The organism is uncultured Porphyromonas sp., assembly GCF_938023125.1.
Classification (GTDB): domain Bacteria; phylum Bacteroidota; class Bacteroidia; order Bacteroidales; family Porphyromonadaceae; genus Porphyromonas.
The window spans coordinates 25026-43344 of sequence record NZ_CALHDW010000012.1; the positions used below are offsets into that span (position 1 = coordinate 25026).

General features: G+C 48.7%; 14 protein-coding genes. 10 read left to right on the top strand and 4 right to left on the bottom strand.

Features of this window, described 5'->3' with window-relative positions:
- Positions 1-26 precede the first annotated feature (26 nt).
- On the bottom strand, positions 27-356 hold the full coding sequence (locus Q0090_RS03640) for a translation initiation factor (protein WP_297947542.1): 330 nt from the start codon (positions 354-356) through the stop codon (positions 27-29).
- Between the two features lie 14 nt (positions 357-370).
- Positions 371-2038, bottom strand: coding sequence for a nucleoside kinase (locus Q0090_RS03645; protein ID WP_297947543.1), 1668 nt, complete (start codon positions 2036-2038; stop codon positions 371-373).
- Positions 2039-2153: 115 nt separating this feature from the next.
- Here Q0090_RS03645 and Q0090_RS03650 point away from each other — a divergent pair, with 115 nt between their 5' ends.
- From Q0090_RS03650 to Q0090_RS03695, 10 genes are all read left to right on the top strand, one after another.
- Positions 2154-3827, top strand: coding sequence for a Na/Pi cotransporter family protein (locus Q0090_RS03650; protein ID WP_297947545.1), 1674 nt, complete (start codon positions 2154-2156; stop codon positions 3825-3827).
- Positions 3828-3870: 43 nt separating this feature from the next.
- Positions 3871-4998, top strand: a complete 1128-nt coding sequence (locus tag Q0090_RS03655) for a hypothetical protein (protein WP_297947546.1) — start codon at positions 3871-3873, stop codon at positions 4996-4998.
- Complete coding sequence (locus tag Q0090_RS03660) at positions 4998-6932, top strand: DNA topoisomerase IV subunit B (RefSeq protein ID WP_297947548.1); 1935 nt, start codon at positions 4998-5000, stop codon at positions 6930-6932. Before Q0090_RS03655 ends, Q0090_RS03660 begins: the two co-directional genes overlap by 1 nt.
- 67 nt (positions 6933-6999) lie before the next feature.
- Positions 7000-7452, top strand: coding sequence for a pantetheine-phosphate adenylyltransferase (coaD, locus tag Q0090_RS03665; protein ID WP_297947549.1), 453 nt, complete (start codon positions 7000-7002; stop codon positions 7450-7452).
- Positions 7453-7798: 346 nt separating this feature from the next.
- Complete coding sequence (locus tag Q0090_RS03670; RefSeq protein WP_297947551.1) at positions 7799-8161, top strand: septum formation initiator family protein; 363 nt, start codon at positions 7799-7801, stop codon at positions 8159-8161.
- A 381-nt stretch (positions 8162-8542) separates the two neighbouring features.
- Positions 8543-9535 (top strand): pseudouridine synthase, encoded by a 993-nt coding sequence (locus Q0090_RS03675; protein ID WP_297947553.1) that lies wholly within the window; start codon positions 8543-8545, stop codon positions 9533-9535.
- Between the two features lie 101 nt (positions 9536-9636).
- On the top strand, positions 9637-11652 hold the full coding sequence (locus tag Q0090_RS03680; RefSeq protein WP_297947659.1) for a cytochrome c biogenesis protein CcdA: 2016 nt from the start codon (positions 9637-9639) through the stop codon (positions 11650-11652).
- A gap of 6 nt (positions 11653-11658) precedes the next feature.
- Positions 11659-12453, top strand: a complete 795-nt coding sequence (gene mazG / locus Q0090_RS03685; protein WP_297947555.1) for a nucleoside triphosphate pyrophosphohydrolase — start codon at positions 11659-11661, stop codon at positions 12451-12453.
- 34 nt (positions 12454-12487) lie between these two features.
- Positions 12488-13381, top strand: a complete 894-nt coding sequence (locus tag Q0090_RS03690; protein WP_297947557.1) for a class I SAM-dependent methyltransferase — start codon at positions 12488-12490, stop codon at positions 13379-13381.
- Positions 13382-13385: 4 nt separating this feature from the next.
- Positions 13386-14537 (top strand): hypothetical protein, encoded by a 1152-nt coding sequence (locus Q0090_RS03695; protein ID WP_297947559.1) that lies wholly within the window; start codon positions 13386-13388, stop codon positions 14535-14537.
- Between the two features lie 62 nt (positions 14538-14599).
- Here the strand turns inward: Q0090_RS03695 and cbiD are convergent, their stop codons facing one another.
- Both cbiD and cobM read right to left on the bottom strand, forming a co-directional pair.
- Entirely contained in the window at positions 14600-16414 is a 1815-nt protein-coding gene (gene cbiD / locus Q0090_RS03700) for a cobalt-precorrin-5B (C(1))-methyltransferase CbiD (RefSeq protein WP_297947561.1), read from the bottom strand.
- A gap of 20 nt (positions 16415-16434) precedes the next feature.
- Positions 16435-18270 carry a precorrin-4 C(11)-methyltransferase gene (gene cobM, locus Q0090_RS03705; protein ID WP_297947563.1) on the bottom strand — a complete coding sequence of 612 codons (1836 nt, stop codon included), beginning with the start codon at positions 18268-18270 and terminating at the stop codon, positions 16435-16437.
- Positions 18271-18319: the final 49 nt, after the last annotated feature.

Sequence of the window (18319 nt, forward strand, 5' to 3'; positions counted from 1 at the left end):
ATCGCTTTAGGAAGGGGAGCTCCGGGCTATTTTGTGTCTTTGTAGCCCATGCGCTGCAATAGGGAGATGAGTAGCGAACGCTTATCCCCCTGTAGTATGATCTCTCCATCTTTGGCCGAACCTCCGCATCCGGCAGCTTGCTTTAGCTTAGTAGCCAGCGCCTTGAGGTCGTCACTACTCCCGACGAACCCGGTAACGAGTGTAACCTCTTTGCCTCCGCGCCCTGAGCGCTCGTAGCGTAGGCGCAGGCGTTGCTTCTCCGCAGGGAGAGTCTCTATCGTATCTTCTGCTTGGCTATTGGGGGAAAAATTGGGGTCTGTGCTGTAGACCAATCCTCCCATGTTTTTTTTGCTCATGCTGTATCTTCAAATTAATAGTGGAAGGAGCTGCCTCCCAAAAATTCTCTGATGAGAGAAGTACCCGGCAACTTGTCTATACGTATGTAATGAATCATGCGTAAGAAGCGTAGGAGACGTTGTGCCTCGCTGTACTCCGGCACGTTGGCAGGGACCTCCATAAGTAGGGGTTCTGCAAAACGGCGGAGAGCTGCAATCTCGTACACCATAGCGCTATTGAATACTTTATCGGCATTCTCTTGATAGGGGAATACCCAGCGTTCCTCACCTCTTCGTACCGAAGCCCATTGAGAGAGCGTGTCTACGGCACTTCTACCTCTGTAGCGATAGTCTCGTACCATGCGGCGCAAGAGTCTATTGTCGGTTGTGGGGATGCGGTTGTGAGCATCTAAGCCAATGGCTGTAAGGGCACTGACGTAGATTTTGAATGTTGTATTTGTAGGAATTGTAGGGATTAGCTCAGGATTGAGCGCATGAATCCCCTCTATCAAAAGAAGATCTCCGGAGCGGAGCGTAAAGGCATCGTTGCGATAAGAGCGAACTCCGAGCTTAAAGTCGAAGGTGGGTAGCTCTACACTTTCCCCTCTTAGTAGCTTCTGTAGATCTTGATTGAAGGTGTCGAGGTCTACGGCATAGAGGGATTCGAAGTCGTATTCTCCGTTTTCGTCGAGAGGCGTTTTGTCACGGTTAACGAAATAATCATCGAGAGAGATGCTGTGAGGCTTGATAAAACAAGTGCGGAGTTGGATGTAAAGACGCTTGGTAAAGGTGGTTTTCCCGGACGATGAGGGACCCGAGATGAGTACGATGCGCACCCCATCTTCGTGGTAGCGCTTGGCAATCTCCTGAGCAATCATGGATATCTTCTTCTCCTGCTCAGCCTCACTTACCATAATGATGTCATTAATTTCCCCACGATCAATGGCTTTGTTGAGATCCCCCACGTAGGGAATGTCGAGCATGTGTATGAGCTCTTTTTGATCTTTGAGCACCTCACGAAGTTTGGGTTGTTCGGTAAGGGGCGCAAGTTCGTTGGGGTTGCTACGAGAGGGGATGCGCACTAGAAGACCATCTAGATATCGCTCTATGGAGTAGAGGTGGATATAGCCGGTAGATGGGGCTAATGATCCGTAATAGGTATCGGGATATCCATCCAACTCTTGGTACGTAATGAAGGGGACATTGTAGGTCTCGAACAGAGTTGCCTTATCCTCTTCTCCGAGCTCTCTAAAGACCTTTACAGCCTCTTCTTGAGATGCTGTACGAGTAACAAAGGGGAGGTCGGCCGCTATAATTTCATCCATTCGGATGGTTATATTGGCAAGCTCTTGATCGGTAACTTCGTGTCCGTTTTTGATGCTGCAGTAGTAGCCATTAGACAAAGAGTGTTCTACTCGTAGCTTACTTGTGGGGATGACCTCCCGCACGGCTTTGCTTAAAATGAAGCTCAAGGTGCGGAAGTAGGTTCGTTGCCCGCTCTCCTCGCTTAGCCCTACAAAGTGCAATTCGGAGCTCTTGGTAATTTTCTCCGTCAGCCCTACTGTATTGTTATTCATACGGCAGTTGATAGGCTTGAAGCCTAGTTCTTGCTCGTATTTATTTGCAAGTTCTAATATTGTTATTCCCTTATTAACCAGATCTTTGCGACCAGTATTTGTACAAACTATCTGTATTGAGTCCATAGTTTTCTAATCTTTTTCGACTATATTTGTCCCCAAATTTAGGCAAAGAGTAGCAAAGAAAGACTCTAGCCCCTCAAGTAAAAGTATAGAAATAGTAGCAGAGTAGTGTGTAGACATGACTTTTGGAATTCTTGACTTTATTCGTCTAATTGGTGCTCTTGGTTTGTTCCTTTACGGGATGAAGATCATGAGTGAAGGTCTCCAGAAAATCTCCGGGGACAAGATGCGTAACATCCTCTCTGCAATGACCTCTAACCGCTTTTTCGGAGTCCTTACGGGGATTACGATTACGGCTTTGATCCAGTCTTCTTCGGCTACGACCCTAATGGTTGTAAGTTTCGTTAATGCCGGGTTGCTTAGTCTTGCTCAGTCCATTAGTGTGGTGATGGGGGCTAACATTGGTACCACCGTTACCGCTTGGATTATTTCGTTGCTCGGCTTTAAGGTAGACATTAGTGCCTTTGCCATTCCCCTATTTGCCTTCGCTATTCCCTTGATCTTCTCGAAGAAGTCGAAGTGGAATAACATTGGAGAGTTTGTAATAGGCTTCTCTTTATTGTTTTTGGGATTGGAGTTTCTTAAGAGCTCAATGCCCGACTTGCAAAGCAATCCGGAGGCTTTGGAATTTCTTTCCGCCTACTCAGATCTTGGTTTTGCATCCGTACTTATTTTCTTGCTAATAGGTACCGTTATGACCGTTATCGTGCAGTCCTCGAGTGCTACGGTGGCTATTACCCTTATCATGTGCTACAATGGATGGATTCCTTTTGAGCTTGCTCTTGCCATGGTGTTAGGGGAAAATATTGGGACTACTATCACGGCCAATCTTGCGGCTTTCAACGCTAATGTGGCTGCTAAGCGGACGGCTTTTTCACATTTCCTCTTCAACTTCTTAGGGGTTATTTGGGTGCTTTGTCTTTTCTATCCGCTTGCTCACCTAGTCAAAGACTTATCGGGAGAAAACCCCTCGGTGGGGCTGGCTCTTTTCCACTCCCTCTTCAATATCGCCAACACTTTGCTAATGATTTGGTTTGTCCCTGTCTATGTGAAGATTTGCGAACGAGTGATCCGCTCTCCCAAGACCGCCACTCTGGGCGATGACGAAGACCGTCACCTGCAGTTTATTTCTACGCGTATGCTCTCCACGAGTGAGCTTTCTCTTATCCAAGTACACAAAGAACTCGGCTCCTATAGCAACCGAGTGCTGGAGATGTTGCAGATGGATAAGGTGCTTATCTCAACCACGGATCCTACAGAATTCAACAACACGTTTAATCGAATTGAGAAGTTCGAGAATATTTGTGACCGCGTAGAGGTGGAGATTGTCAACTATCTAAATGCTCTCTCGGATGGCGACTTGAGTAGTGATGCTAAGCAAGAGGTGCGTGTGATGATGCGTGCAGCCACCGAAATAGAAAGCCTTGGGGATACCTGTTTCAATATCGCAAGATCTCTCAAGAAGCGCAATAGCAGCAATACTTCCTTCGAACCTATCCTCGTGGAGAACCTACTTGCTCTGCACGAAGTAGTGCTAAAGAGTGCTCTACACATGATAGAAGTACTGCAAATGAGCAACCCCGGAGCAGATGCCGCCCACCAGTCTTACAACATAGAAAATGAGATAGACAATATGCGTGACGACCTGAAACAGAAGAATATGCAGGATCTCGACAATCACGTATATCCCTATCAGCAATCGGTATATTACCTTGATATAATAGATGAATACGAGCACTTTGGCGATTATGCACTCAATGTAGTACAAGCTATTGTAGAGAAGAAAGTATAATCGGCACACTCAGTTTTCCACCAAACAACTTACAGAGATTATTATGGCAGTAGAGATTAGAGAAGTCCAAGATAAGTCAGACCTCAAACGCTTTGTGCAGTTTGGGAATGACCTTTATAAGAAGAATCCGTACCACGTACCCGTACTCATTGATGATGAGCTAGGGACCCTTGATAAGGATCGCAATCCTGCCTTTGAGTTTTGCGAAGCTGCCTATTTTTTGGCATACCGCGATGGGCGTATTGTAGGCCGAATTGCCGGTATCATCAATCATAGAGCCAATGAAACTTGGAATCAGAGTAACGCTCGATTTGGCTTCGTTGACTTTATCAATGACAATGCCGTGGTAGATGCCCTCTTTGAGGTGGTGGAGAATTGGGCCCGAAGCAAGGGAATGGAAATGCTACAAGGGCCGATGGGCTTTACCGATATGGACAAAGAAGGGATGCTTGTAGAGGGATTCGACCAATTGGGTACGATGATCACCATCTATAACTATGCCTACTATCCTAAGCAATTGGAGCGTCTTGGTTTTGTAAAAGATCAGGATTGGAAGGAATTCAAAATAACCATCCCCAAAGAAATTCCAGAGAAGCACATCCGTATCTCTAAGATTGTACAAGAGAAGTATGGCCTGCGAGTAGTCAAGGTTAAAGACCGCAAGGAGCTACTCCCATATGGCCCTGCAGTTTTTGAGACCATCAATAAGGCATATAGCAATCTCTACGGCTATTCGGAGCTTAGTCCGGCTCAGATTGAGCACTACGTCAAGCTCTATATACCTATGCTTCGACCCGAGTTTGTTACGCTTATCGTACGTGAGAAAGACGAAAAGGTAGTGGGTATTGCTATCTCTCTACCTAGCTTGAGTAAGGCTCTAAAGCTAGCGAATGGCAAGCTTTTCCCCTTCGGATTCATCCATTTGCTCAGAGCCTTGAAGGGAAGACCTAAGGTAATCGACCTCTATTTGATGGGTGTTTTGCCCGAATATATGAATCGAGGAGTCAATGCTCTTCTCTTCAACGATTTGATACCGATATACCAAAAGTTTGGTGTGGAGTACGCCGAGAGCAATCCGGAGCTAGAGACCAATATGTCGGTGCAGATGCAGTGGAATTATTTCGAGCGCAAGCACCACAAGACTCGTAGAGCTTTCATCAAAAAATTGTAATGGAAGCAGTTGCGGGATACACCGAGGGCAGTATTACCACCCTCGATTGGGATGTCCATATTCGCCGCAGGCCCGGTATGTACATCGGGAAGCTGGGCGATGGCTCGGCGAGTGACGATGGTATATATGTGCTTCTCAAGGAGGTAATAGACAATTCGATAGACGAATTTGTAATGGGGCAGGGCAAGGTAATTGAGGTTACCATTGCCGATGGCTCCGTCTCTGTGCGCGATTATGGCCGAGGTATCCCTCTGGGCAAGCTTATAGATGCCGTAAGTAAGATGAATACGGGGGCGAAGATGGACTCTCGCGCCTTCAAAAAATCGGTCGGACTTAACGGTGTTGGTATCAAGGCCGTTAATGCACTTTCTTCCTCTTTCTCCGTTCAATCTCGGAGAGAAGGTCAGACCAAACGAGTAGAGTTTGAGCGAGCCAAGATTGTGCACGAAGGCGAGCTTGTGCCTTGTGATGAGCCCCAGGGTACTGAGGTTTGCTTTACTCCCGATGCTACACTTTTCCGCAATTACCAATTCCGTGAGGAGTATGTTGTGTCCATGTTGCGCAACTATACCTTCCTCAATGCCGGGCTTACCATCGTTTACAACGGCAAGAAGTTCCTTAGCCGTCATGGTCTGCAAGACCTCTTGAATGAGGATCTTACGGGCGATCCTCTCTATCCGGTAATCCACTTACAGTCCGATGATATAGAGGTGGCTATCACCCATATCAACCAGTATGGAGAGGAGTTTTACAGTTTCGTTAATGGGCAAAATACCACCCAAGGCGGGACGCATCTCTCGGCTTTCCGTGAGTCGGTAGCACGTGTCATTAAGGAGCATTTCTCTAAGAACTTTGACTACTCGGACATTCGCTCCGGGATTGTTGCCGCCGTCAGCCTCAAGGTGATCGAACCGACCTTCGAGAGCCAGACAAAGACAAAGCTAGGCTCCAAAGACATGGTCCCCGAGGAGCATCAATACAAAGATGAGCCTCTCTATGGGGTGAGTATACAGAAGTTTGTCGGGGATTTCCTCAAGGATCGGCTTGACGACTACCTACATATTCATACCGATGTAGCGGACGTAATGCTCAAGAAGATACAAGAGAGCGAGCGTGAACGCAAGTCGATGAGTGGGGTGGCCAAGCTGGCTAGAGAGCGAGCAAAGAAGTCGAGTCTGCACAATAAGAAGCTGAGAGACTGTAGCATTCACCTTAACGATACCAAGCTAAAGGATAAGGAGCCCGAGCGGACGAGCATCTTTATTACCGAGGGAAATTCGGCAAGTGGATCTATCACTACAAGCCGAGACCCAAAGTATCAAGCCGTCTTTAGTCTACGAGGTAAACCCCTCAATTGCTTTGGCTTGACCAAGAAAATTGTCTATGAAAATGAGGAGTTTAACCTATTGCAGGCTGCTCTAAACATAGAAGAGGGGCTAGAAGGGCTACGCTACAATAGGGTGATTATTGCTACCGATGCCGATGATGATGGTATGCACATTCGCCTCTTGATGCTTACCTTCTTCCTTCAGTTTTTCCCCGACTTGGTGCGTAAGGGCCATGTCTATATCCTAGAAACTCCTCTCTACCGTGTGGCTTTACCCCCGGGAGAGATTGCCCAACGAAAGAAACGTAAGACAAAGGGTGATAAGGAGGCTTTGGCCGAATATACCTACTACTGCTATAGCGACGAGGAGCGAGATCGAGCTCTCCAGCTTCTGGGCAAGAAGGCGCAACTTACCCGATTTAAGGGGCTTGGAGAGATCTCTGCCGATGAGTTTAAGGAACTTATCACAGAAGAAAATATCAAGCTTCGTCAGGTCTCTCTCCGCAAGGAGGATACCTATAAGCATTTGCTCGATTTCTATATGGGCAAGAATACTCCGGATAGACAAGATTTTATCATAGAGAATCTTGTGATGGAGGATGAGTAGTAACGAGGAGCCTTTTGCTTGTCTGCGTCTCTTTTGTTCCACGCCTTGATCCAAATATTTTCGTCCAATGATTACCGCTCTCTTTGCCGGATCTTTTGATCCCTTTACCATTGGTCATGCCGATATTGTAACGCGAGGTCTACATCTATTCGACTCCGTGGTTATTGCCATTGGCGTTAATGACAAGAAACAACCTCTCTACACCTCGGAGGAGCGACTCCGTCAGATCTCTTCTTTCTATGCGGAGGAAAAGCGTATCAAAGTAATTGCCTATATAGGGCTTACTGCGGATATTGCCAAAGAGGTGGGGGCTACGGTGCTTCTTAGAGGGATTCGTTCCGGGCTCGACTACGAGTACGAACGCTCTTTGGCAGACATCAATCGCTGCCTTACAGGGATAGAGACGGTATTCCTCTTTACAGCTCAGCATTTGTCTCACATCAGTAGTGGAGCTATTCGAGAACTGATCAACCATGGTCACGATGTTTCCGGCATGCTCCCTCCCGGCTTCCTTCTTTAGATTATTTCTCTTGCCTGGTTTCTTACAAGTTGCAGCCTGTTTTTTTTCCTTTTTTAGGCTGATTTGTGAGGAGGTTTTAGGGTGAGTTTTTTTTATTTCCAGGGCAGGATTTTTTTTCTTTTCACCCAGAGTGGAGATACCCCTAAGGGCAGGGGCGGATTTTTGCCTTACTATAAGGGGGGGGGGATTGAACTAATGGACACGTTCTTTTAAGAACTGAGGGAAGTAAAGGAAAAAGGTGTATTTTTGTAGTTGGAATATAGTTGTATCCAAATCTTCCGGAATACCACGATGGGCGGGAGAGGTAAGGAAACAATTTTGGAGGATAGAGTGTTTTGTATAAACTATGATAGGCAAGAAGTTGGGCAGTAGAGTGGCAGCACGCACACGAGATTATCTCAAGCGTATCGACCGATACAATGCGGCACATCCGTGGGTGTTGGCGCTTGCTTGTTTTGTTCTTCTCTCTGTAACGGAGCTCGCTTTTGGCGAGGCTAGTGTATTCGAGCAGATAGAACATAGAGCTACCATATCGCGCCTTAAGCACTCTGTACGAGATGCAAAGAGAAAATTTGAGCAGGATAGTTTGGCCCTTCAGCAACTCAATGGATGCGAAGAGTTGGAGCGTATTGCTCGGATTAAGTACAACTTTGAGAAGCCCGGAGAGGTTACTTTCTTGATTGTTGATACTACATCTCATCAAGATTAGGACTGGGATAAATTGAGCAGCGTATATGCGACGAACTAATTCTTCTAGGATCAATTCGATTGTCTACACCATAAGTACTTTGACACTTCTTGCAGGGCTTATACTACAGATTTTTGTTCTATGGCCTCACGCTCGTTACGTCCTTCTGTTGGGATCGTTGGGCTATCTCTGTGCAGTAGTAGCCTATCGGGCCAGTAAAGATACGCTCCGCATTAGGCGTCTCATTCGTTTGGCCCATTTCTCCGGATTGCTTTGGCTCGCAGGTGCTATATGCCTATTTTTTAGGAGTGAGTTGTGGATCCTCTTTTTCTCAGTAGCTTGCGTATTCATGCTTTATAGCAATATTGCATTGAGTCGTGTGCATAGTAAATCTCGTAGTAAATGACTTATAACAAAAAGGGAAGCCCACGGCGCTATCGTCGTGTGGTAGTGCAAGGGACAGCTTCTGAGGCTACTACACTTATGGGTATGCTCACTCAGTTGCTCCCCGAGAGTAGCCGTACAACCCATAAACAATACCTGAGAGATCGTTGTATAAAGGTCAATGGTCAGGTCGTTTCTGAGCATAGCGCCCCAATTGCAGTGGGGGACGAAGTAGTTGTGTATAGTGTGGGGTTTGCTCCCGTACTAGACAATACGGAGGTAAAAGTGCTATGGCAAGACGATTGGTTTATCCTTGTGCAAAAAGAGCCGGGGATTCCTACAATTGCATCCAAACCCGGGGATAAACATACAGTATACCGGATTGTTGCAGACCACTACAAGAGTGGAGATGCTCGGGAAAAGATATTCCTACTCAATCGCCTCGATCGGGATACACGAGGATTGATCCTCTTTGCTCGTGATCGAGAAGTGCAGCAGGAGATTTTGGATAATTGGGAGAAATATATTTTGAGTCAGACGTTTGCCGCCTTGGTCGAAGGGGCTCTACCCGAAGAAAAGGGAGAGTTTGCTCCCCCTCCCAAACCTAAAAAGCCGGCAGGAGATGGGGATACGAAAAAGAAGGTAGTGCCTTCTCGTCGCTCTCGAGCTACTTATCAGGTAGAGGAGAGAGCTTCGTGGCGAACCCTTCTCCGGATCTCTTTGCTAGGGCGTTATAATGGCATTCGCAGTCAACTCAACGAGAAGAAGTGCCCCTTAGTGGGCGAAAGCAAAGGTGTGATCAAGGGAGCTCCCTCTATCGCCCTGAGCCAGCAGGAGCTAGTGCTATTGCATCCCGTAACAAAGGAAAAGCTCCGCTTCGAGTCGCCTATTCCGGCCTTTTTTTACAAGTTGCTACACCGCCGTCTGACCACCTCGGAGCGTCAAGTATTCGAGAAACGAACAGAAAATGAGAAGAATCTATCCATTGATTCTCTCAAAAAGATAGACTGAACTAAACATATTAGCCTATGTATCGGAAATTAAAGAATCTTTCTTTCCTCGGCCTTTTTTGCTGTCTAACCCTACTTTTCTCTGGGGCTGCCAAGGCTCAGATGCAGAACGACATTGTTACCTGGAAGGCCTCTCTGGAGGATAAGGGTACGGCAGAAAAGACTCTCGTTTTCTCTGCAAAAATCAAATCCGGATGGCATATCTATGACCAAAATATGCCGGAAGATGGCCCCAACTCTACGGAGTTTAAGTTCTACAAGCTCCAAGGTGCCAAACGTGTAGGGGGCTTTGTTGCCGATCGTAAACCTCACGAGGCGTACGAAAAGCAGTTTGAGATGACGGTGCGTTCTTTCGATGGAACCGTTACTTTCCGCCAGAAAATCGTCGTTACAGATGCCGATAAGTTTGCTATAGAGGTGGGTGTAAAATCGCAAGCCTGCAACGAGGAGGCGTGTCTTCCCCCGGATGGGATTGAAGTTTCTTTTTCGCCCAAAGATCTTAAGTCTAAGGCTGTAGATGCAACGGCTGAGGCCGATGGAGCCACAGATGCTGCACTGGCCGATAGTACCGATACAGCTGTAGCTGATAGTGCCCTCGCTGCAGCGGCATCTTCTTCTTTCGAAGGAGACAAAGAGGCTCTATGGGCTCCGGTAATCGATACCCTCAAAGCCTATGGAGACGAATCCCTGAGTCGTGCAGACGCATCTCTCTGGCAGATCTTCCTTTTCGGCTTCTTGGGTGGGTTAGTAGCCCTTATAACCCCTTGCGTTTGGCCTATGATCCCCATGACGGTAAGCTTCTTCCTCAAGCGGACTAAAGAGCGCAAAAAAGCCATTCGCGACGCTATCTTCTACGGGATGGGCATCATCATCATCTATCTAGTATTGGGCTTGGCTGTAACCATTGGTTATGGTGGAAGTAAGCTAAACGAGCTTGCAACCAATGCTGTTTTCAATCTGATCTTCTTTGCCCTATTGGTGCTCTTTGCCGTATCATTCTTTGGTGCATTCGAGCTCGTGCTCCCCTCTAAGTGGACCAATAAGATGGATAGCAAGAGTGACTCTACAACAGGGTTTGTGAGCCTCTTCTTCATGGCCTTTACCTTGGTACTCGTCTCATTCTCGTGCACGGGTCCCATCATCGGTACGCTTCTAGTGCAGGCTGCCTCCATGGGGCAATACCTAGGTCCGGCCTTGGGTATGTTTGGTTTTGCCTTGGCTTTGGCTCTTCCGTTCTCTATCTTTGCCATATTCCCCAATATGCTTCAAGGGCTACCCAAGAGTGGTGGATGGCTCAATTCGGTAAAGGTTGTGATGGCATTCCTCGAGTTGGCTCTCTCTCTCAAGTTCCTCTCCATTGCCGATTTGGCATATGGCTGGGGTATCTTAGACCGTGAGACCTTCCTCGCATTGTGGATTGTGATCTTTGCCTGCCTCGGTCTTTACCTCCTCGGAAAGATCCGCTTCCCCCACGATACTCCTATGGAAAAGGTTGGGGTAGGGCGTTTCTTCTTGGCTCTCATATCGCTCTCGTTTGCCGTTTATATGATACCCGGGCTTTGGGGTGCACCTCTTAAGGCTATTAGTGCCTTTGCTCCTCCTCTTTATACGCAAGACTTTAACCTCTACGAGGGCGAAGTACATGCTAAATACACCGATTACGAAGAAGGGGTTGCTAAGGCTCGTGAGATGGGCAAGCCTATTCTGCTCGACTTCTCCGGCTATGGCTGTGTCAACTGCCGCGAAATGGAGAATAATGTTTGGATTGACGGCAAGGTAAAGCAGCTACTCGATGAAGACTATGTTGTGATTACTTTGATGGTCGACGATAAGACAGAATTACCCGAAGTTATAGAGGTAACAGAGAATGGCAAGACCCGAAAACTACGCACCGTAGGCGACAAGTGGAGCTATCTACAGCGTAGTAAGTTTGGTGCCAACTCGCAGCCTTTCTACGTGCCCATAGACCACGAAGGAATGCCTCTCGGCCCCTCGTATCAGCACGATTTGGATATCAGCAAATACGTTAACTTCCTAGAGAATGGGAAGAAAGAGTTTGCCGCTCGTAAGGATGGTAAGCCCATTCCCTCTCTCGCAGCCCCTTCGGCACAACAGTAAACTACAATGAATAGCAAAGCAGAGAAACTTGAAGCTTTTGCTCGCCTCCTAGATGTTCTCGACACCCTAAGGGCTCAATGCCCTTGGGATCGAGAGCAAACCAAAGAGAGTATCAGGGCCAATACCATAGAGGAGGTCTATGAACTCTCAGAAGCGATCCTGCAAGAGGATTATCAAGATATGAAGAAGGAGCTCGGTGATGTGCTCCTTCATATTTGTTTTTATGCCCTCATGGCGCAAGAGGAAAACCGCTTTGATATTGCGGATGTATGCAATACGCTTTGTAATAAACTCATCTTCCGCCATCCCCATGTGTACGGAGAGAGTGTTGTGAATACAGCCTCGGCAGTGACCTCGCAATGGGAGCAGATAAAGCAGCATGAGCGCGGTGGAAACAAAACGGTGCTCTCGGGCGTCCCCACCTCCTTACCCTCTTTGGTAAAAGCCTACCGCATCCAAGACAAAGCTCGGGCCGTGGGGTTTGATTGGGAAGAAGCGCAGGAAGTCTGGACCAAAGTAGAGGAGGAACTGCAAGAGGTGCGTCAAGCTATAGAGGCAAAAGAAGCCGAAGATATCGAAGGAGAGTTCGGAGATCTATTGTTTGCGGTAGTAAACGCAGCTCGCCTCTATGGGGTCAACCCCGATAATGCATTGGAGCGCACCAATCGTAAGTTTATATCTCGTTTTGGCTATATCGAGAGCCAAGCCAAGGCGCAAGGTCGGGATATAAAAGATCTTACTCTAGGAGAAATGGATGCCCTCTGGGAGGAGGCAAAGCATCTCAAACACTCGCAAAACTAATCTAGACCAAGGTTTTTTCTTAGTTTTTTCTTCTGTGATCTGTCCTGTTTGTCACTATCAGCAGCAAACTCCTGTGGGGATTGCTTCGGATCATTTGGTGAGTGGTAAGAGTTTTCCACTCGTGCGTTGTAGTCATTGTGGGCTTATCATGACCGCCTCTCTTCCCCGAAAAGAGGAGTTGGGAGCCTACTATAAAAGCAATAACTACATATCGCATAGCGATGTGCACAAGGGGCTGATGAATCGTCTTTACCATGCAGCTAGGCGCAGGATGCTCAAGCAGAAGGGGTGTTTGGTTAAGCGGGCCACTCCGCCTCATGATGGGGCTTCTCCTCGCCTTTTGGACGTGGGGTGTGGTACGGGATACTTCGCTCATCACATGCAGCAGCTGGGCTATCAAGTCTCTTGTGTAGAGCAGGATGCCGAGGCTCGTGCGTTTGCTAAAGAAAAGTTTGCACTCACACCCTCTGAGGCTTTGCTACATACAGACTGGCCCGATCACTCCTTCGAGATCGTTACCCTTTGGCATGTTTTGGAGCATATTGTAGATCTTGAGGATCACATGCAACGCCTATCTCAACTGGTAACCAAAGGGGGGACTTTGCTGATAGCGGTGCCCAATCCTACAAGCTACGATGCTCAGCTCTTGCAAAGCGAGTGGGCTGCTTACGATGTTCCCCGCCACGTATGGCACTTTACCCCCGATAGTCTGATAACTCTTGCCGAGCGGTACGGATTTCGTTTAGAGAAGCTCCGTCCCATGTGGCTTGATGTCTATTATATTGCGCTAATGACCCAGCAACAACGAGGACGTAAAGGCCTAAATGCTTGGCTTCGGGCTGTGCTAATTGGTTTTTGGGGTAACGTGCGAACCCTGATGGATGCGCGTGCCGCCAGTTCGCTTATTTACCTCTTCCGTAGAGATTGATACGATGAAACACTTTCTCCACTACCTATTACTCATTTGCTTTTGGGGTCTCTCTGGCAGTGGGGCGCAGGCCCAAGACTCACTACGCTGGAGCGCCAATCTGGGAGCCGAAGGCTTCTTTCGCAACAATGAATATGCCCAGCCTTATGGCACGGGCTACACGCTTCCGGGGTATCGTTTGCAGGGTACTATTGCTTACTCCATGCCCGATCTCCTCTCCGGGGCTGCCATAGAAGTGGGAGCCCATGCCACGGGGTTCTTTGGGGCAAGACGCTATCCTACGGGTACATGGTGGGCTGAGCTACCCCATTGGACGGACAATTCGACCGTGAGCGCCGTACCTCATCTCGTACCGCTCTTCGGTGTCCTTCTTCGGGCCAACCCCCATCTAGAGGTACGATTGGGGCGAGTGGATAATGAAGATGCTCACCAACTTATCCAGCCTTTATACAACCCCGAATTGCTTTACTCTGCCGATCCGGAGATGGGCGTGCAGCTAAAGGCCGATTACCCCTGGCTCAAGGGGGATGTCTGGATTGACTGGCAGAGCTTCACCTTCCGAGCCGATCGGCACCAAGAAGCATTTACCATGGGACTCTCTCTTGTCTTCCCGATTGTGGAAAAAAGCTCCTATTCCCTACGTGCAGTAGGGCAGGTGGTGGCTACACATCGTGGTGGTGAGATCAGTTGGCATCGTCATGATACGGTGCATAGTTACTTGGCGTCAGCTATCGGGTTACGTGCTTCCTGGGCATTATCGCATGGTAGCATTGAGGCGGCTGCCTATTATCTTCCCTCTCTTCTTAGGGCAGAGGCTCCTGCGCCTATGGGGCATGCCTTTTATGCTACCTTGGGATATCAAAGAAAACATTTGCTCACAGAGCTTGCTTATTGGCGGGGTAGTCACTTTGTCTCTCCCATGGGAGGCCCCTTTGTCAATAGTCGGGTGCTTTGGGAGGGGCCCTTGGTTCGGGATCAAGAGCGGACTTCGTTTCTGGGGATTCGAGCGCATTACCAATTCTTTTCCACCCCTCTTGTGCAGATGGCATTCGTGGCTCGGGGGTGGTATCATCTCCTCGATTTGGAGGGATCTCCCAACCGTTTCAGCCACTCTCTAGAGCTAAATCTTGCGCTTACGCCCCGCTTCCGTTTTTGACTTTTAGCCTCCGATTGGGGGCAGATCTTGCTAACCTTCTCTCTTATCCAAGAGGGGAGGTTTTATTTTTTCTCAGGATAGGAGAGTATCGTTTCGCCCCCTTCGCTTATAAGGTGTAGCACGATGGGGGTATCGGGAGATAGCTGAGAGGCTGTTACGGAGTGGCACCTCCGGAGGAGGGCAAGTAGGAGGCGATCTCGCTCGAGAATGTTGGGAATGCCCCACAACTCTCGCGCCATGGAGAGCTCGTCAATCAAGGCATGTGTATCGGAGCTAGCGCCCACTTCGTCTGCTACCTTTTGCAGGAAGACCTTGTTCATAACCACCTTCTTGCTGTGGGTGTCTAGGTTGCCCTCTGCCAGCTTTACGGCCTTACCTACCATGATACCTAGACTAACCGAAGCAAAGTGCATCTCCTGGGCTATACTGAGGGCATCCCCAATAAAATTGCCGTAATGCACAAAGACTTGGGGGGGCAACTGGGGGTAAAGTGCCTTTATATAAGCCTCACTTTTGGCTCCTGAGTTCATGACAAGGCGGGAGGGGCTCAGGGCAAAGGCCACACTACACTCCTTGCGTAGGGAGTCTACAAAAGCCTCGTGGGAGAAGGGTTTTACGATACCGGAGGTGCCGATAATAGAGAGCCCTCCTACGATGCCCAAGCGAGGATTGAATGTTTTGGCCGCAAGAGCCGCCCCATCCGGAATGCTTATGGTTACATCAATACCACCCTCGGGATAAAGGGCTCGGAGCTCTTGTGTGATGGTACGGCGGGGCGTGGCATTGATAGCAGGGGAGCCAATGGGTAGCCCCAATCCGGGTAAGGTAACTACGCCTACGCCCTCACCTTGCAAAAAGCGTAGTTCATCCCCCGCTACAAGCTCTACGGTAGCTGCAATGATGTGCCCATGGATCACATCTGGGTCGTCCCCTGCATCTTTTCGGATGGTTGCACGAGCCTTGGTGGGAGATAGGCGTTCTATGCTCTCAATAGGGAGCGTTATAATTTCGCCATCGGGTAGGGCTACCTCTACTTCTTGCTCTTCACTCTCGTAGAGTAGAGCCATAAGGGCAGCTTTGGCTGTGACTGTGGCGCACGTCCCTGTGGTGTATCCTCGTTTGAGAGGGAAGTAGTCCGGGATATAACGGCGTACCATGCGGTATAATCCATGTTGCCCCTCAACAAGATGAAAGTGTGGGGGGAGTGGTGGGCGCACTACAACGTAAATACGAATGCCTGCACGTCGAGCAGCCTCTATTTTCTCTAAAAAACCACCACTTTCTCCACTCTCTTTGGTTATGATAGCATCAGGATGAATTCGGCTAATGGGGGCGTCTTCTCCCTCTTCGGGCGTGTAGAAGATCAGTTGTTGCTCAGGAAATCCCTCTTTGCAGGCAATATCGAGGGACTCTTGGCGTGATAGGATGCGGAATGTTGTCTTGCGCTGCTGCCAAAATCGACGAAGTTTCCCAATGGTTTGGGTACCGGTGAGAGCCAGCAGATGCCTAACTCCATCCGCAAGCATCCTATCTACAGCCTCTTCGTAGCTTGAGCAGTAAGTTATATCCTGGGCATGAGGGGGATAGTTTCTCTCCAAACGGATAACGGGTATCCCCAGCGATAGACTTGCCACTCCTATGTTTCTATGTAGCTCTTGGGCGAAGGGGTGGGCTGCATCTATGATAAGTCGAATCTCGTGCGTACGACAAAACTCCTCAATGGTAGGGGCGTCCATGGCTCCTGTAATGCGCTGCACAAGGGGCTCTTCTACCTTCTGTTGCTCTCCACGTGTGGAGTAGTAAAAAGGGTTCCCCCCCTCGCTGAGCGTGTCAATAGCTATACGCCCCTCTGTTGTACCTCCAAAGACGAGAATCATATAAGAGAGGATAGATTTTCTTATTTGCGGAAGAGATGTTTGAACTCGTCTGCATAGAGCCGTGATACCCCCTCGCGGTGATCAATGGCCTTGCCTACTACGAGTAGAGTTGTGAGGGTGAGATTATTCTCGCGCACTAGTTGAGCAAGTTGGCTTAGCTCTCCTCGATAGATTCGTTCCTCCTTGTGTGTGAGTTTATAGCAGGCTGCAACGGGTGTATTGGGAGGGTAGACTTGTAGCAATTCTGCCTGTACTCGCTCCACAATGGCTGCACTTAGGTATATGCACATGGTGCTTTGGGAGCGAGCCAATAGGTGGAGTTGCTCTCGCTCGGGCATGGGAGTGCGCCCTTCGCCACGTGTGAGTATGATGGTTTGCACCTCCTCTGGAATGGTAAACTGGGAGCGTAGCGCAGCAGCGGCAGCTTGGAATGAAGAAATCCCCGGAGTGATGTGGTAACTCATATTATAGCGGTCGAAGAACGCCATTTGCTCGGCAATTGCCCCATAGATACAAGGGTCTCCCGTGTGTAGTCGCACTACAAAGAGTCCCTTGTCGTAGAATTCTTTCATGAGAGAGAACTGTTCCTCGAGATTCATATTCGCCGAACTTCGTATCACAGCCCCCTCTTTTCCATAAAGAGTTAGCTCTCGAGGCACAAGACTCCCCGCGTAGAGGATTAGGTCGGCTCTCTGGAGCATCTTTTTCCCTCGTACCGAGATGAGCTCCGGATCACCGGGACCTGCCCCTACAATTTCGATATGCCCTTGAGAGCGGTCGCACGCAAGGGGGAGAGCTACGGCAAAGGTGAAGTCGTTTTCGTTTTGGGTCGATCCCTTCGTCTTCTCAATAAGAAGTTGTCCCATTTGCGAGGAGGCAAGGGCAGACGCCTCGGCTACGCCCCACGATCCGGTAGTCTCATATACTTTTTGCGAGGGGTGGGGTACTTCTATCTCTCCGAGCTGCGATGCCGTATAAATTTGGGGAGAGGGGCAAGAAAAGTGCTGGGTAAGATGGGCGATGAGAGGTTCGTCTTTTTTCAGTTCTATCGTGGCAATCTCGCCGATGGCAAGGGGAGAGATACCCGCTTTTATTAGAGTTTGCTCTATCGTATCACTAACACCAAGGGTGGGGCAGTCTCGTTTACAGCCCACCCCGAGCGTAAGAAGTGGAGTGTAGTATGCTAAGTGGAGAATATCTTGAGGAGAATAGATGCTATACCCTACGGTGATAAGGAGATCGTATTCAGTGAGGGGGATATCCTCATATCGGTAGAATATATCTACATGGGGAGGGCGAGAGGCTTCCAGATGCTCAGTACCCGGAGTGCGCACCTCTAGTAGTAGGGCGCTCTTTTTCCCTCCTACGAATGCAAATATCGCCTGATTTATCTCTTGGGGAGAGGCGGTGGTATGCCATCCCCACTGACGGGCAAGAAGATCCAAAGCCCAGAGGTCTTGATTGTCGCTTTGGGTTGTGATAATGGCTTCTCCGCCCGTAATGCCGGCCAAGTGGCGTGCCAATTCGTTGCCGCCTCCCACGTGCCCGGAGAGTACGGGTATCACAAATTTGCCGGTACTATCCACGTTCACCACCGCCGGATCGTGGTATTTGTGAGCTACCTGAGCCGCAATACAACGTACACAGATGCCTAGAGCCCCAACAAAAATGAGGGCAGAGCATTCTCCAAAGTGCTCCTCTACAAAGGTCTGATAGGAACTGATAAAATAGGTGCCCTCGGCCTCTCCTTTGTAGTAAATGATGGCGTTGGGGAGTTCTTTTTGTATGGTGCGAGCGACCTTTAGCCCTGCTTCTGAGATTACTACTAGGGCAGTCTCTTTCTTCTCTTTACTCATAACTGAAGTACAATATAGGGTAGAGCTATCTGTTTTTTTCTCCTGTTTT